The sequence below is a fragment of the Parvibaculum sp. genome (assembly GCF_002684405.1).
In the GTDB taxonomy this organism is placed as follows: Bacteria; Pseudomonadota; Alphaproteobacteria; order Parvibaculales; family Parvibaculaceae; genus Parvibaculum.
In genome coordinates this window covers 1-26,229 of record NZ_NYVD01000121.1, presented here as the reverse complement: position 1 = coordinate 26,229, position 26,229 = coordinate 1, and the positions used below count along the sequence as shown (strand labels likewise).

25 protein-coding genes are annotated in these 26,229 nt (G+C 63.5%); 10 read left to right on the top strand and 15 right to left on the bottom strand.

Going from position 1 to position 26,229, the window contains the following annotated elements:
* Positions 1-42: 42 nt before the first annotated feature.
* The gene (locus tag CMI59_RS11505; protein WP_293328400.1) at positions 43-1,161 is read right to left on the bottom strand and encodes a DUF2125 domain-containing protein; all 1,119 of its coding nucleotides are present in this window, start codon (positions 1,159-1,161) and stop codon (positions 43-45) included.
* Positions 1,162-1,199: 38 nt separating this feature from the next.
* On the opposite strand from CMI59_RS11505, the gene CMI59_RS11500 reads away from it, so the two are divergent.
* Positions 1,200-1,739 (top strand): gamma-glutamylcyclotransferase, encoded by a 540-nt coding sequence (locus CMI59_RS11500; RefSeq protein WP_293328399.1) that lies wholly within the window; start codon positions 1,200-1,202, stop codon positions 1,737-1,739.
* Here the strand turns inward: CMI59_RS11500 and CMI59_RS11495 are convergent.
* The 9 genes from CMI59_RS11495 to ftsE form a co-directional block, all read right to left on the bottom strand.
* Entirely contained in the window at positions 1,690-2,904 is a 1,215-nt protein-coding gene (locus CMI59_RS11495) for a crosslink repair DNA glycosylase YcaQ family protein (protein WP_293328398.1), read from the bottom strand. The two genes, CMI59_RS11500 and CMI59_RS11495, sit on opposite strands and share 50 nt — an antisense overlap.
* Positions 2,905-2,907: 3 nt before the next feature.
* Positions 2,908-3,327 (bottom strand): VOC family protein, encoded by a 420-nt coding sequence (locus tag CMI59_RS11490; protein ID WP_293328397.1) that lies wholly within the window; start codon positions 3,325-3,327, stop codon positions 2,908-2,910.
* A 1-nt stretch (position 3,328) separates the two neighbouring features.
* Positions 3,329-3,628 (bottom strand): helix-turn-helix transcriptional regulator, encoded by a 300-nt coding sequence (locus CMI59_RS11485; protein ID WP_293328396.1) that lies wholly within the window; start codon positions 3,626-3,628, stop codon positions 3,329-3,331.
* Position 3,629: 1 nt separating this feature from the next.
* The gene (locus CMI59_RS11480; protein ID WP_293328395.1) at positions 3,630-3,983 is read right to left on the bottom strand and encodes a type II toxin-antitoxin system RelE/ParE family toxin; all 354 of its coding nucleotides are present in this window, start codon (positions 3,981-3,983) and stop codon (positions 3,630-3,632) included.
* 46 nt (positions 3,984-4,029) lie between these two features.
* Positions 4,030-6,306 carry an adenosylcobalamin-dependent ribonucleoside-diphosphate reductase gene (locus CMI59_RS11475; protein ID WP_293328394.1) on the bottom strand — a complete coding sequence of 759 codons (2,277 nt, stop codon included), beginning with the start codon at positions 6,304-6,306 and terminating at the stop codon, positions 4,030-4,032.
* 105 nt (positions 6,307-6,411) lie between these two features.
* Positions 6,412-7,122 (bottom strand): lysophospholipid acyltransferase family protein, encoded by a 711-nt coding sequence (locus CMI59_RS11470; protein ID WP_293328393.1) that lies wholly within the window; start codon positions 7,120-7,122, stop codon positions 6,412-6,414.
* Positions 7,123-7,150: 28 nt separating this feature from the next.
* On the bottom strand, positions 7,151-7,801 hold the full coding sequence (locus CMI59_RS11465) for a YdcF family protein (RefSeq protein WP_293328392.1): 651 nt from the start codon (positions 7,799-7,801) through the stop codon (positions 7,151-7,153).
* Positions 7,802-7,914: 113 nt separating this feature from the next.
* The gene (locus CMI59_RS11460) at positions 7,915-8,922 is read right to left on the bottom strand and encodes an ABC transporter permease (RefSeq protein WP_293328391.1); all 1,008 of its coding nucleotides are present in this window, start codon (positions 8,920-8,922) and stop codon (positions 7,915-7,917) included.
* Positions 8,915-9,574, bottom strand: a complete 660-nt coding sequence (ftsE, locus tag CMI59_RS11455; RefSeq protein ID WP_293328390.1) for a cell division ATP-binding protein FtsE — start codon at positions 9,572-9,574, stop codon at positions 8,915-8,917. The genes CMI59_RS11460 and ftsE overlap by 8 nt, the downstream gene beginning before the upstream one ends.
* Positions 9,575-9,782: 208 nt before the next feature.
* On the opposite strand from ftsE, the gene CMI59_RS11450 reads away from it, so the two are divergent.
* Genes CMI59_RS11450 through CMI59_RS11440 form a run of 3 tightly spaced genes read left to right on the top strand, consistent with a single transcriptional unit; the run spans position 9,783 to position 11,617 of the window.
* Entirely contained in the window at positions 9,783-10,676 is an 894-nt protein-coding gene (locus tag CMI59_RS11450) for a zinc-ribbon domain-containing protein (RefSeq protein WP_293328389.1), read from the top strand.
* Between the two features lie 10 nt (positions 10,677-10,686).
* On the top strand, positions 10,687-11,232 hold the full coding sequence (gene hpt / locus CMI59_RS11445; RefSeq protein ID WP_293328388.1) for a hypoxanthine phosphoribosyltransferase: 546 nt from the start codon (positions 10,687-10,689) through the stop codon (positions 11,230-11,232).
* 4 nt (positions 11,233-11,236) lie between these two features.
* Positions 11,237-11,617 carry a response regulator gene (locus CMI59_RS11440; protein ID WP_293328387.1) on the top strand — a complete coding sequence of 127 codons (381 nt, stop codon included), beginning with the start codon at positions 11,237-11,239 and terminating at the stop codon, positions 11,615-11,617.
* A gap of 270 nt (positions 11,618-11,887) precedes the next feature.
* On the opposite strand, the gene CMI59_RS11435 is transcribed toward CMI59_RS11440, so the two are convergent.
* From CMI59_RS11435 to argH, 4 genes are all read right to left on the bottom strand, one after another.
* The gene (locus CMI59_RS11435; protein ID WP_293328386.1) at positions 11,888-14,554 is read right to left on the bottom strand and encodes a TIGR02302 family protein; all 2,667 of its coding nucleotides are present in this window, start codon (positions 14,552-14,554) and stop codon (positions 11,888-11,890) included.
* 71 nt (positions 14,555-14,625) lie between these two features.
* Positions 14,626-15,897 carry a diaminopimelate decarboxylase gene (lysA, locus tag CMI59_RS11430; protein WP_293328385.1) on the bottom strand — a complete coding sequence of 424 codons (1,272 nt, stop codon included), beginning with the start codon at positions 15,895-15,897 and terminating at the stop codon, positions 14,626-14,628.
* A gap of 86 nt (positions 15,898-15,983) precedes the next feature.
* Positions 15,984-16,226 carry a lipoprotein gene (locus CMI59_RS11425; RefSeq protein ID WP_293328384.1) on the bottom strand — a complete coding sequence of 81 codons (243 nt, stop codon included), beginning with the start codon at positions 16,224-16,226 and terminating at the stop codon, positions 15,984-15,986.
* Between the two features lie 20 nt (positions 16,227-16,246).
* Positions 16,247-17,632, bottom strand: coding sequence for an argininosuccinate lyase (gene argH, locus CMI59_RS11420; RefSeq protein ID WP_293328383.1), 1,386 nt, complete (start codon positions 17,630-17,632; stop codon positions 16,247-16,249).
* 97 nt (positions 17,633-17,729) lie between these two features.
* Here argH and CMI59_RS11415 point away from each other — a divergent pair, with 97 nt between their 5' ends.
* Positions 17,730-18,371 carry a TlpA disulfide reductase family protein gene (locus CMI59_RS11415; protein ID WP_293328382.1) on the top strand — a complete coding sequence of 214 codons (642 nt, stop codon included), beginning with the start codon at positions 17,730-17,732 and terminating at the stop codon, positions 18,369-18,371.
* 20 nt (positions 18,372-18,391) lie between these two features.
* Here the strand turns inward: CMI59_RS11415 and CMI59_RS11410 are convergent, their stop codons facing one another.
* Positions 18,392-21,094, bottom strand: a complete 2,703-nt coding sequence (locus CMI59_RS11410; RefSeq protein ID WP_293328381.1) for an ABC transporter transmembrane domain-containing protein — start codon at positions 21,092-21,094, stop codon at positions 18,392-18,394.
* 347 nt (positions 21,095-21,441) lie between these two features.
* On the opposite strand from CMI59_RS11410, the gene rfbC reads away from it, so the two are divergent.
* The 5 genes from rfbC to CMI59_RS11385 all read left to right on the top strand — a co-directional run bounded on the left by rfbC (position 21,442) and on the right by CMI59_RS11385 (position 26,123).
* Positions 21,442-22,011, top strand: coding sequence for a dTDP-4-dehydrorhamnose 3,5-epimerase (gene rfbC / locus CMI59_RS11405; RefSeq protein WP_293328380.1), 570 nt, complete (start codon positions 21,442-21,444; stop codon positions 22,009-22,011).
* A gap of 65 nt (positions 22,012-22,076) precedes the next feature.
* Complete coding sequence (gene rfbB, locus CMI59_RS11400; RefSeq protein ID WP_293328379.1) at positions 22,077-23,168, top strand: dTDP-glucose 4,6-dehydratase; 1,092 nt, start codon at positions 22,077-22,079, stop codon at positions 23,166-23,168.
* Complete coding sequence (gene rfbD / locus CMI59_RS11395; RefSeq protein WP_293328378.1) at positions 23,165-24,073, top strand: dTDP-4-dehydrorhamnose reductase; 909 nt, start codon at positions 23,165-23,167, stop codon at positions 24,071-24,073. The genes rfbB and rfbD overlap by 4 nt, the downstream gene beginning before the upstream one ends.
* Positions 24,070-24,951: a glucose-1-phosphate thymidylyltransferase RfbA gene (gene rfbA, locus CMI59_RS11390; protein ID WP_293328377.1), complete on the top strand. Its 882-nt coding sequence runs from the start codon at positions 24,070-24,072 to the stop codon at positions 24,949-24,951. Before rfbD ends, rfbA begins: the two co-directional genes overlap by 4 nt.
* Positions 24,952-25,064: 113 nt before the next feature.
* A complete protein-coding gene (locus CMI59_RS11385; RefSeq protein WP_293328376.1) occupies positions 25,065-26,123 on the top strand; it encodes a Gfo/Idh/MocA family oxidoreductase in 1,059 nt (352 codons plus the stop codon).
* The last annotated feature ends 106 nt before the right edge of the window (positions 26,124-26,229 follow it).

Genomic DNA, 26,229 nt, shown 5'->3' with positions numbered 1-26,229 from the left:
CGTCGTCGCTTGCGCTCCTCGCAATGACGGGGATGGCGGGCCTCAATAAACCGGATCGAGCCGCGCCACGGGTACCGGGCCGAGATAGAGCTTGCCCTTGCTCATCACCACGGGCACGCGCACCCGGCCGGATTTGTTGCCCTGGAACTGCGAGATGAGGCCGAGGCCTGCCAGGGCCATTTTCTCGTTCTTCTGTGGAATGCGGCCCGCCTTTACCAGCGCGGAAACGAGCCCTTCATAATCGGCAATCTGCGCGTCGAGGCGTCCCGCCGGGCGGCCCTGTTCGTCCAGCGTCACTTCGCCGGAGGCGTCCATGTCGAGCGGGCCCCATTTCACTTTCAGATCGGAGACGGCCAGCGTGCCGCCCGCCGCCATCCAGTCGCGCGCGAATTCCACCGGGCTTGCGGCCCGGGTGGCGGGCACGTTGCGCAGGCGCGCCTGCAGGATGACGAGCTTTGCCGTGTTGCCGAGCGCAGGCGGCGTCAGGCGGGCGGGCAGCACCATATTGTCGCCCTGCAGTGCAAGGTCGATGGCGGTCGCGGGCTTCGGTGTGCCGGGCATGAGCGGGGCCGCGCCGCCTTCGATGGTCAACGGGGCGGGGCGCGTGTGAAGCTGCAGCCGATCCGCCGTCAGCGTGTCATCGCCGGTCTCGCGTTTTGCATCGAGTTTCTTGACGTCGATGGCAAGCCGCCCGAAAGGGGTGCCCTTTTCGGCCACATAGCTCGACCAGGCAGCATCGGCTTTGATGCGCCAATCACGCCGCGGTGCGCCCTTTTGCGTCACGTCGCGAAAGCTCAGGCGCTGTTCGCCTTCCACATCGAAGATCACATGGTTGAAATCGTAAGGCAGGAAGCTTGCCGAGAACTCGTCCGCCTGCCAGCGCCATTGCTCGGGTGTGCGGGGCGCGGCGACTTCGGGAGCGGTGAAGCTGGAGGTGAAGCGATAGGGGAAGCCATAGACGCCCAGCTCTTTCCATTTCGTCTCGATGCGCCCGTTATCGAGCGCGGCGGTCTCGATACGGGTCTTGATTTCGCCGGCCACGGTCCACCAGTAGACGGCATAGACGGCGACCAGCACGCTCAGCACGATGGTGGGGGTCAGGACGCCCCAGCGGATGTTTTTCCGGCGCGGCTGGGCGGATGCTTTTGCGTTCTCTGTCATGGCGATATGGTGTGCGGCCTAAAGCAGGGCGGCAAGTAATGAATGATTTCTGGGTATTTGGCTATGGCTCGCTGATGTGGCGGCCGGGTTTTGCGTTCGAGCATCGCGAGCCCGCCCGTCTGTACGGCTATCATCGCGCTTTCTGCGTCTATAGTCACGTCCATCGCGGCACGCCGGAGCGGCCCGGCCTCGTTTTCGGGCTGGATGCGGGCGGTTCGTGCAAGGGCATGGCGTTTCGCATCGCGCCCGATCGGGTGGATGAGGTGCGCGACTATCTACGCGGGCGCGAGCAGGTGACCATGGTCTACCGCGAAGAGGTGAAGCGTGTGCGACTGCTTCATACCGGCGGCGAGGCGCAAGCGCTCTGCTATGTGGTGGACCGTGCTCATGGGCAATATGCGGGTGCGCTTTCCTTTGAAGATCAGGTGCGCCTCATCGCCGAAGGAGAAGGCCAGTCGGGCCGCAATTCGGATTATCTGCACGGCATGGTGCAGCATCTCGACGAGATGGGCACGCATGACGAGGGGCTTACGAGGCTTTGGCGCGCCGTCCAGGAACGGCTCCCTCGATCCGGCTGACGCCTGTAAAGCGCGCAAGCTCCGCCAGCGCGTCTTGCGTCGCGGCGATGCGCGCCTTCGTCATCTTCACGCCGTCCTCCGGCCAGAAGCCTTTCACTTCCAGCCGGTCGTCGTCGCGATGGGTCTTCAGGTCGGCGCGGCCGATGAAGCGGTCGCCCTCCATCAGCGGCAGCACGTAATAGCCGTATTTGCGCTTTTTCTCCGGCACGAAAATCTCGATCGTATAGTCGAAGCCGAAAAGCTGCCGGGCGCGCTTGCGTTCGCGAATGGCCGGGTCGAAGGGAGAGAGAAAGCGCAGGCCCTCATGCGGGGAGGGGAGCTTTTCGATTTGTTCCTCGATGTCGGCGGGCGCAAAGACATGGCGGTGGCTGCCATCCGCGCCGGTCACCGCGATCTCGACGATTTTCTTTTGCTTCGCCGCGCGCTTCGCCCAGTCCTTCGCCTCGGCGATCTCGATCAGGTCGAAATATTTCGCCAGCTCCGTCGGCGTCGCAAAGCCGAGGCGGGCAAGCGCCGTTTCGCAGGCCCAGTCCACCGTCTGCCGCCTTGTGGGGCGGCGTTTACGCAGCTCGTCGGGGATCACGCGCTCGGCGAGGTCATAGACCTTCTCGAAGCCATCGCGGCGCGCAATGGCAAGCTCGCCCGCGCGCCAGAGAAATTCGAGCGCCGTCTTGGACGGGCCCCAGCCCCACCAGCCGCCCCCTTCAGACTTTGTCGGGCCCTTGTCGTCGAAATGGCGCGTGCCGACCTCGCCTTCCTTGCGGATGCGGGCGCGCACCTTGCGGATCGTCTTTTGCGGGTCCTCGCCGATGCGCTTTTGCCAGTTGGGATGTTTCAGCCGCTCCTTCGCCTTTTTGAAGCGATGGTGCCAGTGCGGATAAAACTCCATCGGCAGCAGCGAGGCGTCATGCGTCCAGTGCTCGAAGATGTCGCGGCCCTGCTGCAGCTCGTCGAGCCAGCCGCGTTGATAGGTCGGGGCGCGGGAAAACAGGATCATGTGATGCGCGCGTTCGACCGCATTCACGCTGTCGAGCTGCACGAAACCGATCCGCCGAATGAGCGTGGACAGATCGTCCGGCGATGTGCAGGTCGCGGGCGCGCTCAGTGCGTGACGGTCGAGGAAGAGACGCCGCGCCGTCTCATTGTCGAGGGTGAGAACGGTCATGCGTCAGCGCGGCTCGAACACATATTCGAGTTTCAGCCCGTCCGGATCGGCGAAGAAGACCGCGTAATAGCCCGGCCCGTATTCGGGATAGTCCGTCGGCGGATCGAGGATGGCGGCACCGATCTCCAGCAGCAGGCCGTAGAGCGTTTCCACGTCTTCGCGGCTTTCCGCGTTCCAGGCCATATGGTGCAGCCCCGGCGCATAGCGGTTGTGCTTCTGCGCGCGGCCTTCCTCGCTCGCATTGAAGATGCCGATGGTGGGCAGCAAATCCGGCGTGCCCGCATGCTCCCAGTCGATCCCGTGCTCGTCTTCCTGCCAGCGGCGATAACCCATGAAACTCAGCACCGCGTCATAAAAGGGCGCGGAGCGGGCGACATCCGTGACGGTGAGGTCGATGTGATGAATGAGCCCGCGCGAGGTCATCTCAGGCCGGGCCGTCGATCAGTTCCACCCGTAGCGTCTTGCCGATTGCGGCGGCAGCTTTTTCCATGGTCAGCAATGTTACGGAGGGATTGTCCGGATCGAGCAGGCGGTCCAGCGCGGATCGGCTCGTGTTCATTGTCTTGGCGAGTGCCGACTTGGTCAGGTTTTCTTCTTTCATGGCCTCGGCAAGCCTCCATGCCAGCACACGTTTGATGGCAATTGCTTGCGCCTCGGCAAGAAGTCCTTCTTCCTCCAGCAGGTCGTCGAGGCTAGACCCGAGATGAATGTTCTTCTTGGCCATTTTACTCTTCCACTTCTTTCTTGCGCTTTCGGGCGAGATCCAGATCGGGTTTCGGCGTTTTCTGTGTTTTCTTGATGAAGCCGTGCACGAGCACCATTTTTCCGCGCCTTACGAAAAAGATTACGCGCGCGATGCGCCCATTCGTTAGATTGGTACGGACTTCATGCAGTCCATTGCCAAGCGGTTTGCATGTCGGCATGCCAATGGGCCAGCCGAATTCCACGGTCTTGATATCTGCGCCGATCAGCAACCGGTCTGCCTTGTTCAGATCTTTCAGCCAATCTCGAACGGGTTCCGTTCCCCGCCCGGTCCGGTAGAAAATGGCAGGTATCCGCTTGACTGGCGTGGACGGCATATTGCTTTGTACCTATTTTGGTACTATTTGGCAAGGGGATTTTTGCTCAACTGCACTTCGAATGCCCGCATGACGGGCATGTCTCGCAGCCTTCCTGCTTGATCATGCCATAGGCGCCGCAGCGCGGGCAGGGTTTGCCTCGCGGGCGCTCGTCGGTTTCACCGACGGCCTTCTGCATCGCCTCGGTGATCGGCTTGCCGTCCTTTGCCGCGATGAAGCCGGTGTCGATCATGTGCTGTTCGATGACGCCGCCGATGGCCGCGAGCAGGCTTGGCACATAGCGGCCGCCCATCCAGGCGCCGCCGCGCGGGTCGAACACGGCTTTCAGTTCCTCCACCACGAAGGTCACGTCGCCGCCCCGGCGGAAGACGGCGGAAATCATCCGCGTCAGCGCCACCGTCCAAGCGTAATGCTCCATGTTCTTGGAATTGATGAAGATCTCGAAGGGCCGCCTGCGTCCGTCCTGCAGGATGTCGTTGATGGTGATGTAGATCGCATGGTCCGATTCCGGCCATTTGATCTTGTAGGTGAAGCCGGGAAGGATTTCGTCGCGCTGCAGCGGCTGCCACATGCGCACCACGCCATCTTCGGTCACCGGGGCCGGTGCCGGTTCGGGCTGCGCCGCCGGTTCCTCGTCCACGGAGAGGACGGAGCCGCGCACATCGCTCGGGCGATAGGTGGTGCAGCCCTTGAGGCCCTTCTCATAGGCGTCCGTATAGACGCTCTTGAAGGCCTCGAAGGAAATATCGGCGGGCACGTTGATCGTCTTGGAAATCGAGCTGTCGATATAGTCCTGCACCGCGGCCTGCACGGCGATGTGCTCGGCGGGGCTCAGCGTCTGCGCATTGACGAAATAATCCGGCAGTTCCGCCTTTTCGCCGAAGCGGGCGTGATACTGCTCCACGGCATAGTCCTTCACGCGCTCCTCGCGGCGTGTGCCGTCGGGCAGCAGAACTTTCCGCGTATAGGCATAGGCGAAAACCGGCTCGATGCCCGACGACACATTGCCTGCGAAAAGCGAGATGGTGCCGGTCGGCGCGATGGAGGTGACGAGCGCGTTGCGGATGCCGTGTTTGGCGATGGCTTCGCGCACATCCTCGTCCAGTGTGGCGATGGTCTCGCCCGCCAGATAGGCGTCCGCGTCGAACAGCGGGAAGGCGCCCTTTTCGGCGGCGAGATCGACCGAGGCGAGATAGGCCGCACGCGAAAGCTTGTGCATCCATTTGCGGATGAGCGCGACGCTCTCGTCCGAGCCATAGCGCGTCCGGCACATGATGAGCGCGTCGGCAAGCCCCGTCACGCCGAGGCCGATGCGGCGCTTGGCCTTTGCCTCATGCTCCTGCTCGGGCAGCGGGAAGCGCGACACATCCACCACATTGTCCATGGCGCGCACGGCCACGCGCACCAGCGCGTCGAGTTCGTCCTCGTCCAGCGCGGCATCGTCGCCGAACGGGTCTTTCACCAGCGCGGCGAGGTTGATCGAGCCCAGCAGGCACGCCCCATAGGGCGGCAGGGGCTGCTCGCCGCAGGGGTTCGTCGCCTGGATCGTCTCGGCGTAATAGAGATTGTTCTTCTTGTTGATGCGGTCGATGAAGATCACGCCCGGTTCGGCATAGGCATAGGTCGCGGCGATGATCTTGTCCCAGAGCGCGCGCGCCTTCAGCGTGCGGAAGACCGTGCCGTTGAAGGTGAGGTCCCAATCGGCGTCCGCCTTCACCGCGTCCATGAAGGGGTCTGTCGCCAGCACCGACAGGTTGAACATGTTGAGGCGGCCCGGCTCGCGCTTGGCGTCGATGAAATCCTCGATGTCCGGGTGGTCGCAGCGCATGGTCGCCATCATCGCGCCCCGGCGCGAGCCCGCCGACATGATGGTGCGGCACATCGCGTCCCACACATCCATGAAGGAAAGCGGGCCGGAGGCATCCGCGCCTACGCCATGCACGGGCGCGCCCTTGGGGCGCAGCGTGGAGAAGTCGTAGCCGATGCCGCCGCCCTGCTGCATGGTCAGCGCGGCTTCCTTCAGATTGTCGAAGATACCCGCCATGGTGTCGGGCACGGTGCCCATGACGAAGCAGTTGAAGAGCGTCACGTCGCGCGCGGTGCCTGCGCCGGCAAGAATGCGGCCCGCCGGCAGGAAGCGGAACCCTTCCATCGCCTCATGGAACTTTTCCGCCCACTGGCCGCGCTTTTCCGGCGCCTCGGCGGCCGCCAGCGCATTGGCGACGCGCTTCCATGTGTCCTCCACGGTGAGGTCCACGGGCGTGCCGTCTGCCGCATGCAGGCGGTATTTCATGTCCCAGATCTGTTCGGCGATGGGTTTCATTTCAAAAGCCTATATCCGGCAAGATGGCCGGTTCTCGATTTGGATGTTCGCGCCTCGTTCACGCGGGTGCAAGTCTAGTCCGCAGCGTTGGCGGGCGCAGGTTTTTCAGCCCCGCGCCTCGGCCACCAGTTTCGCGGTGGCCGGTTCGATGCGTTTTTCCAGTTCCGCCATGAAGCTCTTGCGGTCGAGGCCGGGCGGAATGGGGTCGAGGAATTCGATGACGATGGTGCCGGGGCGTTTGGCGAAGCCGCGCCGTGCCCAGTACATACCCGAATTCACCGCCACCGGCACGCAAGCGACGTCGAGCTGGCGGTAAAGCGCGGCCACCCCCGGCTTGTAGTCCGGCGCGGCGTCGGGCGCCATGCGCGTGCCTTCGGGAAAGATCAGGACGGGCCGTCCCAGCCCCAGCGCGGCCTTTGCCTGCGCGATGAGCTTGCGGATGGCGGCCGAGCCCGAGCCCCGGTCGATGGCGATCATGCGCGTCTTCAGCGAGTACCAGCCGTAATAGGGGACCATCAGAAGTTCTTTTTTCATCACGATGGCCGGATCGCGCAGCAGGGCGGTGGCGATGATCGTGTCCCACATGGACTGGTGCTTGGCGGCGATCAGCACCGCGCCCTCCGGTATGCGCCCGCGCACCTCGTAACGGGTCCCTGCGCAGACCCGGAGCAGGAACATGGTGAGGCGGGACCACAGGTTCATGGCCCGGACCGTCCAGCCGCGCGGCATCAGAAAGAGCGGCGTGGCGGCGATGCACATGATGATGGACATCAGCCAGAAGGACAGGTTGAAAAAGGTCGAGCGAAGCCAGAGCAAGGAAGTACGCCCCTTCGTTTTCCTCCCGCTAGCGCGCGCGCAGATGCGTCAGCGTCAGCAGATATTTGGTGTATTCCGATACGAGCAGCCGCGTGGTGCCGGGATAGTTCCACCAGCCGTCGAGATGCAGCTTATCCTGAAATACCGGATGGGGCATGATTTCGACACCCGGCATGGCGCGCCTGAGTTCCAGCCGGGCGCGCGGCAGGTGATAGGTGCTCGTCACCAGAATGATCGAGCGGTAGCCTCGTTTATGCACCCAGTTGGCGGTCTCCGCGGCATTGCCGATCGTGTCGATCGCCTGCCAGCCGATATCGATGCAACAATCGAATTTTCCCCGGTCGCCGCCAACCAGCGCGGCAAGCTCCCTGGCCTTCACTTCCGGGTTCACGCCGCTGATGAGCATGCGTTTCGCGCGGCCTTCGACGAGCAGCCGATAGCCTTCCGCGATGCGTTCCGGCCCGCCCGTCAGCACCACGATGCCGTCGGCCTTGCCGTTATTGGCCGCCGGGGTCCGGTCGATCAGCGCGGTGAAGACGAAAAAGCCGCCTGCGTAAAGCGCGAGCGCCAGCGCCGCCAGCCCGATCACAAGGCTCAGGACGGGGCGGCGCGGCCCGTCCGGTCCGGGCGGCGTCTGCCGTTTCTCGCCTGCTTTCCCTGTGGCGCTGGTTCGGGCCAATGATGACAAGTCCTTGTCAGCTCTGAGAGAATTCTAACGTCGCAGATATTAACATGGAATGCGCGGCCCGCAGGATAGGCGCAAAAAAGCGTAATGCCGCATGAATTTCGGTCTCAGAGCATATGTTCCAGCTCGCGCATCACGGTGATGCGGGCGGTCAGCACCGCGACCAGCGCGGAGGCAATCGGTACGGCCAGCAGGATCGGGTAATGGTCGAGCTGCAATCCCGTCACCGGCATCAGGAAGAGCGCGCCATTGTCGCCCGCGAATGACAGGATCACGAAGGTCAGCACCGACAGGGCGAGCCCCGCTATGCCGCCCCTGAGCCCCAGATGCAGGAAATGGTGCTGCACCTCGCGGGCGATGAAGCGGTCGCGCGCGCCGATCAGGTGAAGGACTTCCACCACCTCCCGGTTGGCGGAGAGGCCCGCCCGCGTCGCAAAGACGACGATGGCGGTGGTGGTCGCGGCCACCAGCCCCAGCACCGCATAGGCCAGCCACAGCACGGCATGGGCGGCGCTGATGATTTCGGCCTGCCATTGCCGGTGCGTGTCGAGCAGCGCGCCGGGCGCCACCGCCGCGACATTGATCGCCAGCGCGGCGAGGTCGGGCGGCGAGGTCGGGTCGATCGTCACATCCACAAGCTGCGGGATGGGCAGGTCGTCGGTCACATTGCCCTTGCCGAGCCAGGGTTCCAGCAGCTTCGCCGTCTCGCTGCGGGTCACGGGGCGGGCGCTCACGATACCGCTCGTCTGGCCCAGAAGGCCCATCACTTCGGAAAGCTGCTTTTTTGGCTTCATTTCGGGCGAGGGTTTGATTTCCACGGTGAGGGCGCCGGACAGCTGCCCCGTCCATTCCGACGCCGCATGGCCGACCGACAGCGCCGCGCCCAGCGTCAGGCTTGCCAGAAAGCACATGGCCGCGATGGCGAGGATGAGGGGCAGGCCGGTCGCGCCGCCCGAGGGCATGATGGAGCGCGTTTCGACGAGCAGCGAGACAAGCCGGCTGCGGCCCGCCTTTTCCTCGTCATGGAAGGTGGGGGCGGGGTCCCGGCCGGAGCGATTTCCCGGACGACTGCCGGGGCGATCCGGGCGGGTGTGACGCGGAGGGGTATCAGCCACGAATGCTCAGGCCTCCCTCTTTCAGCACAAGCTCCGGAGAGCCCGCCGCTTCCACGAGGCTGCGGTCATGGGTGGCCAGCAGCACGGAGGTGCCCAGCCGGTTCAGTTCCACGAACAGGCGGAGCAGGCGCTGGCCCATTTCCGGGTCCACATTGCCGGTCGGCTCGTCGGCCAGCAGCACGTCGGGCTGGCCCACCACGGCGCGGGCAATGGCGGCGCGCTGCTTTTCGCCGCCCGACAGCGTCGGCGGCTTGGCCTGGATGCGGTCGCCGAGACCGACCCAGTTCAGCAGTTCCATCACATCGGCGCGCCAGGCGCTTTCCGGCTGGCCCTGAATGCGCAGGGGCAGCGCCACATTCTCATAGGTGGTGAGATGGTCGAGCAGCCGGAATTCCTGAAACACCACGCCGATGCGCCGCCTCAGCGCGGGCATCTCCTTGCGCGGCAGGGTGGCGATATCCTGACCGAACATGGTGATGAGCCCGCGCGAAGGGCGGACGGCCAGAAACATGAGCTTGAGGAGCGAGGTCTTGCCCGCGCCGGAGGGGCCGGTGAGGAAATGGAAAGAGCCGGGCGCGAGCTCGAAGCTCACATCCCGGAGCACTTCCGGCCCCATGCCGTATCTCATGCCGACATTTTCGAAGCGAATCATGCAGCAGACGGTATCACGGATCGACGGCGTGTCGGATGCGCGCAATGGAGGACAAACGGCGGTTTCCTTCGGGAAAACGATGATGATTTAACGCCGCTTTAACCATGGAGGGCCATTCAATAGGCTTAAGGCGAAAGGAGGCGTGGCGAGGGTGTTGCCGCGCTTCCGCGTTTCGCCCTTTGGGCAAATCCTTCACAGCAAGATCCGGATGATTATCACCTGTCCGCATTGTTCGACGCGCTACCCCGTCAAGCCCGGCGCTTTCGCCTCGGGCCCGCGCAAGGTGCGGTGCGCCAAATGCGGCCATAGCTGGGATCAGCAGCCGCTGGAAGAGGGCGGGGATGCCGAAGCGCCGTCCGCCACTCCGTCCGCGCCTGCCGATGCCGCGCCGGTCGTCGGGCCGGCCAAGCCCGTTTTCAAGCGGGAGCCCGAAAAGGACAAATCCGCCGGACGGACCCCGCGCCAGATCAATACGACGGTCGCCGGGGCGGGGCCCGACAACGCCACGGGCGGGCGCCTTCGCAGTTTCGTCCATGGCGCGGCGGCCATGCGGCGGGTTCGTTTCCTCACCATTCTCGGCTGGATCACGCTTCTCATCTTTCTCGGCGGCACGCTCGGCGCGGGCTGGGTCTTCCGCAACGAGATCGCCTCGCTCTGGCCCGCCACGGCGGATGTCTATGAGCTGGCAGGCGACAAGATCAATCTGCGCGGGGTGGAGTTCCACAAGGTCCGCTACGAAAAGCAGGAGGTGAACGGCCTGCCTGTGCTCGCTATCATGGGCGAGGTATCGAATGTCAGCGACGAACCGCGCGCCTTGCCGCGGCTTCGGATCGGCCTGCGCGACGAAAAGCAGAAAGAGATCTATCACTGGACCTTCGCCCTGCCGGAGCGGAGGCTGATGCCCGATCAATCGATTCCTTTCGTAACGCGGCTCTCAAGTCCGCCCCCGGCCACGCGCGATGTGGAGATCCGTTTCGATAACGGCTCGGACCTTTCGCCGGGCGGCAAGGCAGCGGCCGTGAAGGAAGCGCCTGCCGAGGCACAGGATATGAGGGCCGAACCGGATGCCGCGTCTTCCGGCTCCGGACCAGACAGCGAATAGGACCGGCCGGATGAGCGAGCCCCGCGACCTTTCCGCCCGGATCACCGTTCTCATCACGGCAGACGAGATCGCCGCGCGCAATCATGCGCTGGCGGGCGAGATCGTCGCCGCGCTGGGCCGCGCGCCTCTCATCGTTCCCGTGCTCAAGGGCAGTTTCATCTTCGCCGCCGATCTGCTGCGTGCCCTGCATGAAGCGGGCGCGGCGCCCGATATGGATTTCATCACCCTGTCGAGCTATGGCGCGGAGACGACCTCGCGGGGCGAGGTGACCATCGTCCGCGACACCGAAGTGCCGGTGGCGGGACGCGACGTTCTGCTGGTGGACGATATTCTCGAAAGCGGCCGAACGCTCGCCTTCGCCAAGGATCTGATGATCGCGCGCGGTGCAAACAGCGTGGCGTCCTGCGTCCTTCTCCACAAGCAGGGCAAGCAGGTGGTGGACATCGCGCCGGACTTTAAAGGGTTCGACTGCCCCGACCGCTTCGTTATCGGCTATGGTATGGATGTCGGCCATGCCTACCGGCAATTGCCTTTCGTGGGCTATATCGAGGAATAGGGATATGGCGCGGATACTGGTTGCCGAAGACGAACCTTCCGTCCAGTCCTTCATCGCCCGCGCGCTGATGGGCGCCGGCCATGAAGTCGATTCCGTGTCGGACGGGTCGGAAGCGCTCGATGCGCTGGCCCGCGCCATGGACGTGCAAAAGCCCTACGAGCTTCTGCTGACCGACATCATCATGCCGGTGATGGACGGCATTTCGCTGGCGCTCTCCGCTTCGCGCCATGCGCCGGGGATCACCATTCTCCTGATGACGGGCTATTCCGACCAGCGCGAGCGCGCGCATGGGCTGGAGGCGATCATCCACGACATCATGCTGAAGCCCTTCACGCTGGACGAGCTGGTGACGCAGGTCGACGCGGCGCTTGCCTCGCGGGGCTGAGGCCCAGCGCTTTCAAGAATTCAGTGTCATCCCGGCGAAAGCCGGGATCCACTCTCGTCTCCGCTTGTCGAAGGGCTAATGGGTCCCGGCAACAAGTGCTGGGACGACACCGGGTTTTAAGCCTCAATCGTCAAATACAACATGCTTTGTCATCCCGGGGCTTGTCCCCGGGATCCACTCGCAGCGCGGCTTGCCGAAAGGTGGATTGGGTCCCGGCTTTCGCCGGGATGACGCCCAAGAATATGAAACCCGAAAAAACGACAGGATGACTCAATACCGTTTCAGCAACCGGTCGAGATAATCGAGTTCTTCCTGCGGGCGGTTGAGTTCGCCCGCGCGGCGGCGCAGCTCCTGCAGGATTTCGCGGGCCTGCTGCACGCCCGACCTGTCGGGCACGTTGACGCCCTCGCCGCGATCCATCGCGCCGGGCGAGGGCCGTCCGAAGGGATCGGTGCGGGCCGTGCCCTTTCCGCGTCCCTTGCCGCCCCGGCCCTTCATCAGCTTGTCGGCGAGGCCTTGCGCGCCGGCGCGCATCTGATCGATGGCCTTGCCTTGCGAGGCGGTGGCGCGGTCGGCGCGACCGTCTTTCAACCGTCCTTGCGCATCTTCCATCGATTTGTCGGCCTCGGCGAGCGCATCGGGCGTTTCCGCGTCGTTCCGTTCCAGCATTTTGAGAATTTTGGCAAGTTCCTCGCGCAGCGCTTTCTGCTCGGCCGCCAGTCCCTGGAGGTCGGGGGCGTTGCCGCCGTCTTCCCCGTGCCGGCTCATGCCGCCCTGACCCTCCTCGCCCGGCTCGGGCATTCCCTGGGGCATTCCGCCCTGAGGCATCCCCTCCTGCGGCATGCCCTGCGCGTCGAGGCCCTGCTGTTGCGGCTGCCGGCGGAAGGTCTCGTCCATCAGCTCCTGCTGGCGGCGTATGAGATCGCCCATCCGGTCCACCGCCTCGGACATGGCCTTGTCGCCGGGCGACATCTGACCGGCCTGTTTGGGCAATTGCAGGTTTTCGAGGATGGACTGCATCCGTTGCAGCATGGCCTGTGCCTGTTCGCGCGAGCCGGAGCGGGCCAGCTCGCCGATATTGCCGAGCATCCGATCCAGCTCTTCGCGGCTGATGCTGCGCTCCTCGGAGGGGAACTCCATCTGCTCGTCGGCGGTCTTGCCCTGCTGTGCGGTCAGCGCGTTCATATAGCTGTCGAAGGCCTGTTTCAGTTCGGCCATCAGCCGCGCGATTTCATCGTCGCTCGCGCCCTGCTGGAGCGCGTCCGATAGCGCTTTCTGTGCGTCGCGCAGGTCGCGTTCGGCAAGCGACAGATCGCCATCCTCGATCCGCAGCGCGATCGACCACAGGAGGTCGTAAATGCCCTTCATCTCTTCGGTGCGCCGCGCCGTCGCCAGCCGCCAATAGGCGGTCCTGAGCCCCATATAGACGGCGGGGTCGGAAATGGTCTTTTCCGGGTCATGCGTGAAGGCATTGAGGAAGCGGGCGACACGGGCCGTGCTGCGCGGATTGCGCGCGAGCTGGCGGCGCTGCTCCACGATGGCGCGGGCGAGCGGGTCCTTGAAGCTGCGCTGGGGGATGGTGAAGTCGATGCTGCGCGAGTGCCCCTGCTGCCCGGCATCGTCGGTTGCCACCAGCGTCATCGTCGCTTTCAGCCCGGCCCAGGGATGGCTGCGCAAATCCGTCCATGTCCGGCCGTCGGCTTCCTTCGGGCGTGCGCCGGAGAGCGGCAGCCGGATATCGGGCGGCGCAACCGTCGGGGCGGGGGGCATGAGGGTATCCATGATGGCGTTCAGCTGCGGATCGTCCGCCGCGCTCTTTTCCGTCCCGTCCCCCTTCTGGTTCTCGGCCTTGTTCTCTTCCAGGCGGATGTCCGCCTGCGCCGTGGCGATGCCGTAATCGTCCTTCGCGATATAGGAAATCCCGATCGCGCCGGAGGTGGCGGTTTCCGGATCGGCCTTGAAGGCGATATAGGGCGCCTCGTCCGGCGTCACATCGACGGTCCAGCTATCCATGATGCGGCCCGCCCCGGTCAGCGTGATCTCCGCGCTCTGCGTTAGCTTGCGGTCGATGGAATGGCTGCCCGGCGAAATCTCGGTAAGCGGTTCGGGTTCGGCGCGCTTGCCGGTTTCCACGCTGAGCGCGGGATAGGCGCGCATGCCGTTCACCCTGAGCGACAGCACGCTGCCCTGCGGCACGGCGATGGCGGTCTTGCCGCTTGCGCCGCCGGTTTCGTCTCCGGGCGCCGCATCGCCGGTCAGATAGATGGGCGGGATGCCGGTATAGGGCGGCGGTGAGATCCAGGCCTCGATCGCAATATCCCGGGAAAGCGATGCGCCGGGCAGAAAGGCGGAGGTGAGGCGCGGTCCGGCGTCGCGTCCGCCCGCCCAGACGGCGACCAGCAGCAGCAGGACGACCGCGGCGCGCAGGCCGAACGGGTCCTGCCCGGCAATGCGCGGCGCGGGCAGGCCGATGCGCAGATGGCTCAGCCGCCGGGAGAGCCAGTCGCGATGGGCCCGCCACAGCGTCTCGTCGCCCGTGCCGCCCGCCTGCATGTCCTCGAAGGTAGACAGCGGACGATGGGAGAGGCCGGAGGCGGTTTCGATCTGGCGCAGCGCGTCATGGCGCGTCGGCCAGCGGAAATCGCGAAAGCCGCGCCAGATGGCGAGCGCCAGCAGAACGCCGAAGGCGGCCAGCGCCAGCCAGTGCAGCCAGAGCGGGGCGCCTTCGAACAGGCCGAAAAGGGCAAGCGAGACGAAAAAGCCGGTGAGTGCCGCCGCCCGCCAGAGCGCGGGCCAGAGCGCCTCCCAAAGCAGCGTCGCGCGGGCCAGCGCGATGCGTCGCTCCACGCGGCGCGGAAGTCTTTCGGGACTTGCGGATGCTTTTCCGGGCCCGCCGCCATTTTCGGCGTTTTCGGGGCCATCTTCAGGGCGTGCCAAGCTCTCGCCTTTCGCGCGTCGATGGATGAGGCTCCGGCCCTCCGCCATCTCTTTCGGCGCTGCGTTGCGCCTCAGTCGGAGAGCCAGTCCGGTATCATATCCTGTCTCAGCATTGCGTCATAACTGGGGCGCGCGCGCACCTCCGCAAAGCTCGATCCGCGCACCAGAATTTCCGGCACGAGGGGACGGGTATTGTATTCGCTGGCCTGCACCGCGCCATAGGCGCCCGCCGACATCACGGCCACCAGATCGCCCGCCTTCATGCGGGGCAGCCGCCTTTTGCGGGCGAAATAGTCGCCGGTCTCGCAGACCGGGCCCACCACGTCATACTCGATCTCTTCCGCGCCGGGGGCGGGTTCGGCCACCGGGCGGATATCGTGATGCGCGTCATAGAGCGTCGGGCGGATCAGATCGTTCATGCCCGCATCGACGATCAGGAAGGTGCGGTCCTCGCCGACCTTCTCATAGATGACGCGGGTGACGAGAATGCCCGCATTGCCCGCGATGAGGCGGCCCGGCTCGAAGGTCAGCTCGCAATCGAGATGGCCCAGCGTGCGCTTCACCATGGCGGCGTATTCGTCCGGATGCGGGGGCACGTCATTGTCGCCGCGATAGGGAATGCCGAGCCCGCCGCCCAGATCGATCCGGCCGATGGCATGGCCGTCGGCGCGCAGCGCTTCCACCATTTCGCCGACACGGGTAAAGGCGGTGGAGAAGGGTTCCAGATCGGTGAGCTGGCTGCCGATGTGAACGTCGATGCCCGCAATCTCGATACCCGGCAGGGTCCGCGCATGGGCATAGACGGCAGGCGCGCGGCGCCATGAAATGCCGAACTTGTTCTCCGCCTTGCCGGTCGCGATCTTCTCATGCGTCTTGGCATCGACATCGGGGTTCACGCGCAGCGCCACGCGGGCGCGCTTGCCCATGCCCGCCGCGACGCGCGAAATGGCGTCGAGTTCGGGCTCCGATTCCACGTTGAACTGGTCGATGCCCACGTCCAGTGCGAAGGCGATTTCGGCGTCCGTCTTGGCAACGCCGGAAAAGACGATCTTCGAGGTGGGCACGCCGGCGGCGATGGCGCGGCGCAGCTCGCCTTCCGACACCACATCCGCGCCCGCGCCGAGGCGGGCCAGCGTGCGGATCACGGCGAGATTGGAATTGGCCTTGATCGCATAGCAGATGCGCGCCTTCTGGCCCTTGAACGCCTGCGAGAACACCTCGTAATGGCGTTCCAGCGTGGCGCTCGAATAGCAATAGAAAGGCGTGCCGGTGGCGGCCGCTATGTCGGGGACGGAGACGCCTTCCGCATGAAGGACGCAGTCGCGATACTCGAAATGGTTCATCTGTCTGCCGCTTTGCCCCGGGGCGGCGGGCGCTCAGGGGACAAGAGTTCGGGGTCGGGGTTCAAGGGGCGGTGTTCGTCCGCCGCTCAGTTGCTCTGCGCCGCCGGATCGTCGGGGTTCGACTTCATGCTCGTATCGGCGGTGATGGGCCGCATGTCGATGGGCTGGTCGCTCTCCGGCGCGTCCAGCGTCATGCTGCTTTCATCCGTCGGCATTTGGGCTTTTTCGCCCGAGGGCAGTTCGAGCGGTCCTCGTTTGCCGCATCCGGCAAGCGCAAGGCCGAGGCCCAGAAAAAGGCCTGCCGTCACCCATGTGCTGCGGTTTTTCATTGCGCTTTCCCCTCGCCCCATCAGGACTGTTCCAGTTCCTTGCGCCAGAAAGCCGCCATCTGCCGCACATTTTCAGGCGCCGTGCCGCCGAAGCTCGTCCGGCTGGCGACGGAGTTTTCCACGCCCAGCACCGAATATACATCTTTCGTGATGCCGGGTTCCACCGCCTGCATGTCCTCAAGGCTCAACCCGTCGAGATCGCATCCCCTGGCCTCGGCCTTGGCCACCAGGCTGCCGGTCACGTGATGGGCCTGGCGGAAGGGCAGGTTCAGCTCGCGCACCAGCCAGTCGGCAAGGTCGGTCGCGGTGGAAAAGCCCCGCGCGGCGGCCGCCTTCATGGAAGGTTCGTTGATGGTCAGTGTGCGAACCATACCCGTCATGGCTGCGAGCGACAGCGACAGCGCGTCCAGCGCATCGAAGGCGGCTTCCTTGTCTTCCTGCATGTCCTTGGAATAGGCGAGCGGCAGGCCCTTCATCACGATGAGCAGCGAGGTCAGCGCGCCGATCACGCGGCCCGATTTCGCGCGGATGAGTTCCGCCGCGTCCGGGTTGCGCTTCTGCGGCATGATGGACGAGCCGGTGGTGAAGCTGTCGGGCAGGCGGATGAAGTCGAAACCCGGCGTCGACCAGACCACGATTTCTTCGGCGAGCCGGGAAAGATGCATCGCGGCGATGGAGGAGGCCGAGAGCGCTTCCAGCACGAAATCGCGATCCGACACCGCGTCGAGCGAGTTGCGGGTCGGGCCGTCGAAGCCGAGTGCCTTCGCCGTCATCTCCCGGTCGATGGGAAACGAGGTGCCCGCGAGCGCCGCCGAGCCCAGCGGATTGAGGTTGAGGCGCTTCCGCGCATCCTGCATCCGGCCCCGGTCGCGCGCCGCCATTTCCACATAGGCGAGGCAATGGTGGCCGAAGGTCACCGGCTGGGCCGTCTGGAGATGGGTGAAGCCGGGCATGATCGCGTCGGCATGGGCCTCCGCCTTTTCCAGCAAGGCAAGCTGGAAGTCCTTCAACTGCTCGTCCAGATGGTCGAGCGTGTCGCGCACATAGAGCTTGAAGTCGGTCGCGACCTGGTCGTTGCGCGAGCGCGCGGTGTGAAGCCGTCCCGCCGCGGCGCCGACAAGCTCGGTCAGGCGCGATTCCACATTCATGTGGATGTCTTCGAGCTCGCGGCTGAAGGCGAATTCGCCCGCCTCGATCTCGGCCAGCACCTTGTCCAGACCGTCGATAATTTGATCGGCGTCGGTTCTTGAGATAATTCCCTTCTCGGCCAGCATTGTGCAATGCGCCTTCGAGCCCTGGATATCCTGGGCGAAAAGGCGCTGGTCGAAACCGATGGAGGCGTTAATTTCCTCCATGATCCTGTCGGGGCCTTCGCCAAACCGGCCGCCCCACATCTTGTTGCTCATGCTCGCTTCTCCGGGAGCTGTCCGCCAGACGGTCGGATATTCGGGAAGGGGCGGTCAAAGGCCCGGCAACGCCACGAGGAAGTTCCGAGGAAGATATATGTCCCAGAAATCCCGCAACCTGCCGAAACTCGCCGCCGCCCTTGTTGCCGCCGCGGTTCTTGTCGTTGCCGGGATATACTTGATCGTCGGTCCCTTAGGCAAATCCGGCGGCGGGGACGAGGCCGGGGCGGACGCCGTGCCGAACCCCCATTACGCCGCGCTCCAGGCCGCGGCGACCGGCGATGTCGCCGCCTTCGTGCCTGCAAAGGCGCTGAAGGCGGTGCCGGATGTGGTCTTTCAGGACGCACAGGGCAAACCGGTGAAACTCTCCGATTTCCGGGGCAAGACCCTGCTTCTCAACATCTGGGCGACCTGGTGCGCGCCCTGCCGGGAGGAAATGCCGGAGCTGGACCGGCTGCAGGGCGAAATGGGCAGCGATGCGTTTCAGGTGGTGGCGCTCAGCGTGGACAAGACGGGGCTGGAGCAGGCCCGCGATTTTCTCCAAAACACGGTGAAGGCCGAGCATCTGTCGCTTTTCAACGACCCGAAAGCCAGCGCCAATTTCCAGCTCCGGGCCGTCGGCCTGCCGACCACGCTGCTGGTGGACCCTCAGGGCCGCGAGATGGGCCGGATCGCAGGCCCCGCGCCCTGGGACGGCAAGCAAGCGCAGGCGCTGATCCGCGCGGCGCTCGGCCAATAAACCGAAAAACCTGAAAAGCCTTATTCCGCGCCGACGGCGGCGAGCTTGGGCGTCGCGTCGCGGAACTGCAGCGAATAGAGCGTGGCATAGAGCCCGCCCTCGGCAAGCAGCTCGTCATGCGAGCCGGACTGGACGACCTCGCCCCGGTCGAGGACGTAGATCCGGTCGGCATTGCGCACGGTGGACAGGCGATGGGCGATCACGATGGTGGTGCGGCCTTCCATCAGCCGGTCCAGCGCTTCCTGCACCTTGGATTCCGACTGGGCGTCCAGCGCCGAGGTCGGCTCGTCCATCAGTAGGATGGGCGCATCGCGCAGCATGGCGCGGGCGATGGCGACGCTCTGGCGTTGCCCGCCGGACAGGCGTCCGCCCGCCTCGCCGACCGGCGCTTCGTATTGGCCGGGCAGTTCCGTGATGAATTCATGCGCATTGGCCATGCGGGCGGCTTCCTCGATCTCGTCGTCCGTCGCGCCGGGGCGGCCATAGGCGATGTTCTCGCGCACGGTGCCGGCAAAGAGGAAGGTCTCCTGCGTCACGAGCGACAGGTTGTCTCGAAGCGAGCTGAAGGTGAGCCCGCGCAGATCCTGCCCGTCAATGCTGACGCTGCCCTCCTGCGGATCGAAAAAGCGTTCGATCAGGCCGAAGATCGTGGTCTTGCCGGCGCCCGACGGGCCGACCAGCGCGGTGACGGTTCCCGCCCGCGCCTCGAAGGTCACGCCCTTCAGGGCGGGCTGGGCGCCGTAGGCGAAAACCACATTGTCGAAATCGATCCGCCCGCCCTCGCGGATTTCGAGTTTCCGGGCATCGGGCGCCTCGGAGATGGTCGGTGGGGTGTCCAGCAGGGCGTAGAGCCCTTCGGCAAGAACCATGTTCGCGGAAAGCTGGACGTTCAGGCGTGCCAGCCGCTTTGCCGGTTCATAGGCCATCAAGAGAGCGGTGATGAAGGCAAAGAAGCTGCCCGGGTCGGAGCCGCGGGCGATTACGTTCCAGCCGCCATACATGATGATGGCGGCAACGGCGAACCCGCCCAGCGTTTCCATGAGCGGGCTCGTCAGGGCATTGACCTGGGTGATCTTGTTCGAGCGCTGCTCGACCTGTTCCACGGCGGCGCCCATGCGCTTGCGCATGTGCCCTTCGAGATTGAAGGATTTCACAATCCGAATGCCGGACGCGGTTTCCTGCATCGCATTGACGATTTCGGCGATGGACTGGAGTTCGAGCTGCATGATCTTCTTGACGCGCTTCACCAGACGCGACACGCCGATCACGGCTACGGGCATGATGATGAGCATCACGACCGACATGAGGGGGTCCTGCAGGACCATCACGGTCGTCAGGGCGAGGACGGAAAGCACGTCGCGCCCGATGCTCTGGATGATGAGGTCGATGACCGCGCGGGCGCCCTGCGCGTTGTAGGACATGCGGGTTGCGAGATCGCCGATCGCATGACGGTCGAAGAAGTTCAGGGGCTGGCTCAGAACGTGATCGAAAACCCGTTTCTGCAGCGTTGCGACGATATTATTGCCGATCCGCTGAAGCAGGTATTGCTGACCATAGGTCGAAAGCCCTTTGATCGTGTAGATCGCCATCACCGCGCCGGCGATGATCCCGACCATTGCAGAGTCGCGATCGACAAAGATCCGGTTGATGACATCCTTCATGATCCAGGCGCTGGCGCCCGTGGTGGCGGCGACAAAGCCCATGCAGATGAAGGCCGCGACATATCCGGGGATATGGTTGCGGACATTCTCCGCAAACAGCCGCTTGATGACGGCGAGTGAGCTTTCCGGGCGTCCGAAGAGCTTGTGCGCGATCCAGGCTTTCAGAGTCCTGGAGTCTGCGGCGATCTCGTCCTGGTCGGCTGCTGCGGCGCGTGCTGCCGCGCTTTTCGCCCGGCCGAGCTCGGCGAGGGCTTCCATGCGCCCGAAGGCGGCCACCTGCCGTTCGCGGTCGAATTTGATGGAGGCCAGGCTCAGCCTTTTCAGGTTCCTGCGCCGTTCCCGCGCCAGGTCGAAGGGCACGCCATGTTTCTCGCGCACATAGATGGAAGAGCGCATGTGCTCGCGCGCCTTGAAGCGCGTCAGTTCCATGGACGCGCCGCATGACTTTCCGAACGCGTGGCGAACGACGGCCGCGGGTTCGTAGATGAGCGACCAGCCCTGCTGGGTCAGACGCAGGCATAAATCGTCATCGTCATGATAAAGGAAGATATTCTCATCGAGGCCTTCGATGGCTTGCAGGGCCGCGCGGCGGCAGAGCATGGCGGCCCCGGTCAGCAGCGGCACGCAACTCGCGAATTCAGGCTCGACGGGTGCTTTGTTTCGTCCCTCGAAGGGATGGAGGATCGATTTGTGGCGCCAGACACTCTGTCCTGCCTCATCGAGCAGCTTCGGTCCGACAATGGCGGCGTCCGGATACCGTTCCGCCGTTGCCAGCATCGTCTCCAGCGCGCCGGGATCGAGCTGGGCATCGGGGTTCAGGAGCAGCAGGAATTCACCATGCGCGGTCCGGGCCCCGATATTGTTGGCTTTGCAGAAACCGAGATTATTGGCATTGGAGACGCATCGCGCGCCCGCGGCGCGGGCGATCTCCAGCGAATTGTCCTTGCTGGCATTGTCGACGACAATGACTTCCACCCCGTCGGGAAGCGATGCCAGCGCGTTTCCCAGCACTTCGGCACTGTTGTGCGTCACGAGTATCACGGAGACGGTGCCAGGGCGCATTTGCTTACAGTATTCTCAGTTAAAGGCAGCGATTCAGATTTGTCGATCATGCAGTTTGCTTGGGCGGCCCACAATGGGTTTGCCGCAGGAAATCCCAGGCAGTAAACAGGAAGTGGCTGATATGTGACTTTTCGGGCCCATGCTGCGCTTTTGTGTCCTCAGCACGGGGCGATACGGAGAATTATTCTCATGAATTTGATCTTTATTTGTTTCGGTGTTGCGTCAAAATATACCTATGCGCTTATCCGACCGCTTTTTGGTTCATGCACTCAATAAATTCAGTGTATAGAACCAAGGATTTATAGTGTCATAATTCGGCTGAATCTGTTGCTTGAGGACATGAATTTATGAGGCCGGCGCTTCTTCCGGTTCCGGGGCATCCGGACGTCAAACTTCTTGAGGTTCGCCGGATCGACGACGAGAGAGGGTTTTTCTCCGAAACCTATAATGAGAATGATTTCGCTTCCGCCGGCGTGGATGTCCGTTTCGTTCAGGACAATCAATCCCTTTCGCGCCGCCGCGGGACCTTGCGAGGCTTGCATTTTCAGCATCCCCCCCATGCGCAAGGCAAGCTGGTTCGCGTCACGCGCGGCGCCATTCTCGACGTTGTGGTCGATATTCGCCATGGTTCTCCTACATTCGGGGAGCATGTTGCGTTCGAGATCAATGCGGAAAACTGGCGTCAGCTATATGTTCCTGTCGGGTACGCGCATGGCTTCGTCACCCTCACGGACGATACCGAGGTGCAGTACAAGGTGACAGACTTCTACTCGGCGGAGCATGATGCCGGCATCGCGTGGAACGATCCTGCTCTGGGCATCGACTGGAAGCTGGATGCGGTGGACATTACGCTTTCCGGGAAAGACCGGCAGCATCCGGTATTGGCGGAGTTGCCGCGCATTTTTGAGTTTGCATAATCTTGAGGCCGGCTGGCTGGGGGTCGGCTTCACGATAGTTGTTTGGGTTGAGGGGGGAGATGCCTATGAAAGTGCTGGTCACAGGTGGCGCGGGATTTATCGGGTCGGCGGTATGCCGCCATCTCGTCATGTCGGCCGGGCATCATGTCGTCAACCTGGACAGTCTGACCTATGCGTCGAACCCGGCTTCTCTCGCGCCGCTCGCGCATGACGAACGCTACAGCTTCGTTCACGGCGATATCTGCGATGCCGTGATGCTCCGTCAGCTGTTCGATCGCGAGCAGCCGGATGCCGTTCTTCACCTTGCCGCCGAATCCCATGTCGATCGTTCCATCGATGGATCGCATGACTTTATCCAGACCAATATCGTCGGGACGCATTGTCTGCTCGAGGCGGCGCGAAGCTATTGGGAGCGCTTGCCGGCCGCCCGGCGGGACCTGTTCCGTTTCGTGCATGTCTCGACCGACGAGGTCTATGGCAGTCTCGGGCCGGAAGGGCTGTTTTCCGAAACGACGGCCTATAGTCCCAACTCGCCCTATTCGGCGAGCAAGGCGGCGTCCGACCATCTCGCCAATGCCTGGTACCACACTTACGGCCTGCCGGTGATCGTCACCAATTGTTCCAATAATTACGGGCCGTGCCAGTTTCCGGAAAAGCTCATCCCGCTGATGATCCTGAATGGCCTGGAAGGTAGCACGCTGCCCATCTATGGAAGCGGCGAGAATGTCCGCGACTGGCTTTACGTGGACGATCATGCCGAGGCGCTGGGGCTGGTGCTCGATAAAGGCCGGCCCGGCGAGAAATACAATATCGGCGGCCTCAACGAGCGCACCAATGTCGAGGTCGTCGAAGCGATTTGCGATCTCCTCGATGAGATGCGGCCCGATCGCGGCATCGGAGAGCGGCGCTCCCTTATCCGTTTCGTGACCGACAGGCGCGGCCATGATCAGCGCTATGCCATCGATGCCTCCAGGATCGAAGCCGAGCTTGGCTGGCGGCCGCGGGAGAAATTCGAAACGGGCCTTCGAAAGACGGTCGAATGGTATCTTGCCAATGCCGATTGGTGGATGCCGTTGCGCAACGAAGTCTATGGCGGAGAACGGATCGGTCTCGGCCCCGATAGGGAGAAGGCGGAAAAGGCCGTCGCCGCGAGATGACAACCGTTCCGGCAACAGTTCTGGTCGTCGGAAAATCCGGGCAGCTGGCCCGGTCGATGGCGGCGCGCGGATGGGACGGGCTCGACATCGTCTGTCTCGGCCGAGACGAACTCGATCTTGCCCGTCCGGAGAATATTCCGTCGCGCCTTGAGGCGCATCGCCCTGCGCTGGTCGTGAATGCTGGCGCCTATACTGCCGTCGATAAAGCCGAGACCGATGCGGCTTCCGCTTTCGCCGTCAATCGCGATGGCGCCGCCGCGCTGGCCGAGGCCTGCGCGCGTGCCGGTATTCCGCTCATTCATGTCTCCACCGATTATGTGTTCGACGGTACCAGGAAGGGCGCCTATTGCGAGGATGATGCGGTTTCGCCGCTCGGGGTCTATGGGGCGTCGAAGCTTGCGGGCGAGGAGGCCGTGCGCGCCGCAGGGCCACGCCACATGATTTTGCGGACGAGCTGGGTCTACAGCCCCTATGGCGCGAATTTCGTGAAGACCATGTTGCGCCTGGCGGAAACGCGCGACGAAGTGTCGGTCGTCTTCGATCAGTTCGGTTGCCCGAGCTATGCGCCCGATATTGCCGACGCCATCGCGGCGCTCGTGCCGCGCCTGCTTTCCGGCGAGGAGATTTACGGCACGTTCCACATGGCAGGTCGCGATGCGACGACATGGCATGATTTCGCCGCCGGTATTTTTGCCGAGGCGGGCAAGCGCGGCCTGCGCGTGCCGTCGCTGAAAGCCATTCCGACCAGCGACTATCCGACACCGGCCAAGCGCCCGATGAATTCCCGTCTCGATTGCGCAAAGCTCGAGGCGGTGACCGGCCTGCGGCTGCCCGGCTGGGAAAGCGGGACAGGGCGCTGTCTCGACGCGCTCCTTCCCGCGCGCCTGGAAGGGGCTGTGTCATGAAGGGGATCATTCTCGCAGGCGGTTCGGGCACGCGGCTTCATCCGGTCACGCTGGCGGTCAGCAAGCAATTGCTGCCGGTCTATGACAAGCCGATGATCTATTACCCGCTGACGACGCTCATGCTGGCGGGGATCAGGGACATACTGGTCATCTCGACGCCTCATGACCTGCCGCTGTTCGAGCGCCTGCTGGGCGATGGCAGCCAGTGGGGCATCAACTTGTCCTATGCCGAGCAGCCCCGGCCGGAAGGTCTGGCGCAGGCTTTCATCATCGGCGCGGATTTTGTCGGAGACGACCCTGTCGCGCTGGTCCTGGGAGACAATCTGTTTATCGGAGAGGCCTTGAGAAACAGATTGTCCGCGGCGCAACGGAAGGTCGAAGAAGAGGGCGGCGGCGTGGTCTTTGCCTATCACGTGCCGGATCCGGAACGGTATGGCGTGGTGGCGTTCGACGACCACGGGAAAGCGGTCTCGATCGAAGAAAAGCCGGCAGACTTTCTATCGAGCTGGGCGGTGACGGGGCTCTACCTCTACGACAATCATGTACTGGACATCGCGCGCGATGTGCGGCCGTCGGCGCGGGGCGAGCTTGAGATTACTTCCGTGAACAATGCGTATCTGGCGCAAGGGAAGTTGGCTGTGGAGCGGTTGAGCCGCGGGTTCGCCTGGCTCGATACCGGTACCTTCGACAGTCTCATGGAGGCGGGGGAGTTTGTGCGGGTCATACAGCACCGGCAGGGGCTTCAGCATGGCTGTCCGGAAGAGGTCGCCTGGCGGCTTGGTTTCATCGATACAGATGAGTTGAAAAGCCTTGCGAGGCAATTGAACAAGTCGCCCTATGGGAAATATCTGGAGTTTCTTCTCGATCAGCGGGACTGACACGCCCACGATGCAGGTCAAGGGGGCGTTGGCGGTGTGGTTTGTCTATCGGCGTGTGATTTGAAATTGGAGGGGCTGGTTATTCCAGGCGCGGAAAGGACAAAGGTAGTGGTATGACGTCAGTGTGCCGATTTCTTCTCTCGGGGCCAGGGCTTATCGGCGGTCAGCATGCGCGTCTGGTGGCTGCGAAACCGGATTGCGAGCTGGCGGCGATCGTGGCGCCCGACGTAGAAGACAATCGGGACTTCGCGACTGAACACGGGGTTCGGTTTTTCACCAATATCTCGGATGCGTTCGACGAGGAGAAAATTGATGCGGCGATTATCAGTTCGCCGAACGCCTTCCATTATGATCAGGTGATTTCCTGTATCTCACGTGGCATTCCCGCGCTGGTCGAAAAGCCGGTGACCGACGATATTGGCGATGCTGCGCGACTGGTCGAAGAAGTGGAACGGAGCGGTGTGCCGGTTCTTGTCGGTCATCACCGGCATTATAGTCCTCTTCTCGATGCAGCCTTGGGGTTCCTGCACTCGGAGCGGTTCGGTCGTTTGGTTGCGTTGCAAGGGGCTGCGCTCTTCTACAAGCCCGAACACTACTTCGAGGACGGCCCGTGGCGGATGGTGGAAGGGGGCGGTCCCATCCTCATCAACCTCATTCACGAGATCGGGCTGATGCGGGCGTTCGGTGGAGAGATTGCGACTGTCCAGGCAATGGCGAGCGACGACGTTCGAGGGTTTGAGGTCGAGGATACGGTTTCCGTTTCCCTTGCGTTCCAGAACGGTGCTTTGGGTACTTTCCTGCTTTCAGACGCTGCGGCGAGTTCGAAGAGCTGGGAGATGACGAGCGGCGAGAATCCGGCATATCCGCACTTCCCCGGCGACAATTGCTACCATTTCGCAGGCACCAACGGGTCTCTGGATTTTCCGAGCATGCAGGCGAAGTTCTACGGTGCTGAAGAAGATCGGTCGTGGTGGAAAACATTTGAGGAATCGCGGTTGGAACTCCGGCGTTCCAATCCGCTGGAACGGCAACTCGACCATTTCATAGACGTTATCCGCAAGGGTGCCGCTCCGCGCGTTTCGGTGCAGGATGGATATCTCAATATGCTGGTGGTAGAGGCCATTCGTCGCTCGATCCGGACCAGGGCTGCAGTCGATGTCGCGGAACGATAGGCGAGACCTTAGAGCCTGAATCATAAAGGCGGCAATGATTTCATGGCCTTGCGAGACGTCGTGTGACGATGCGGATGTGGGCGATGAAGAGCCATGCGATGGCGCT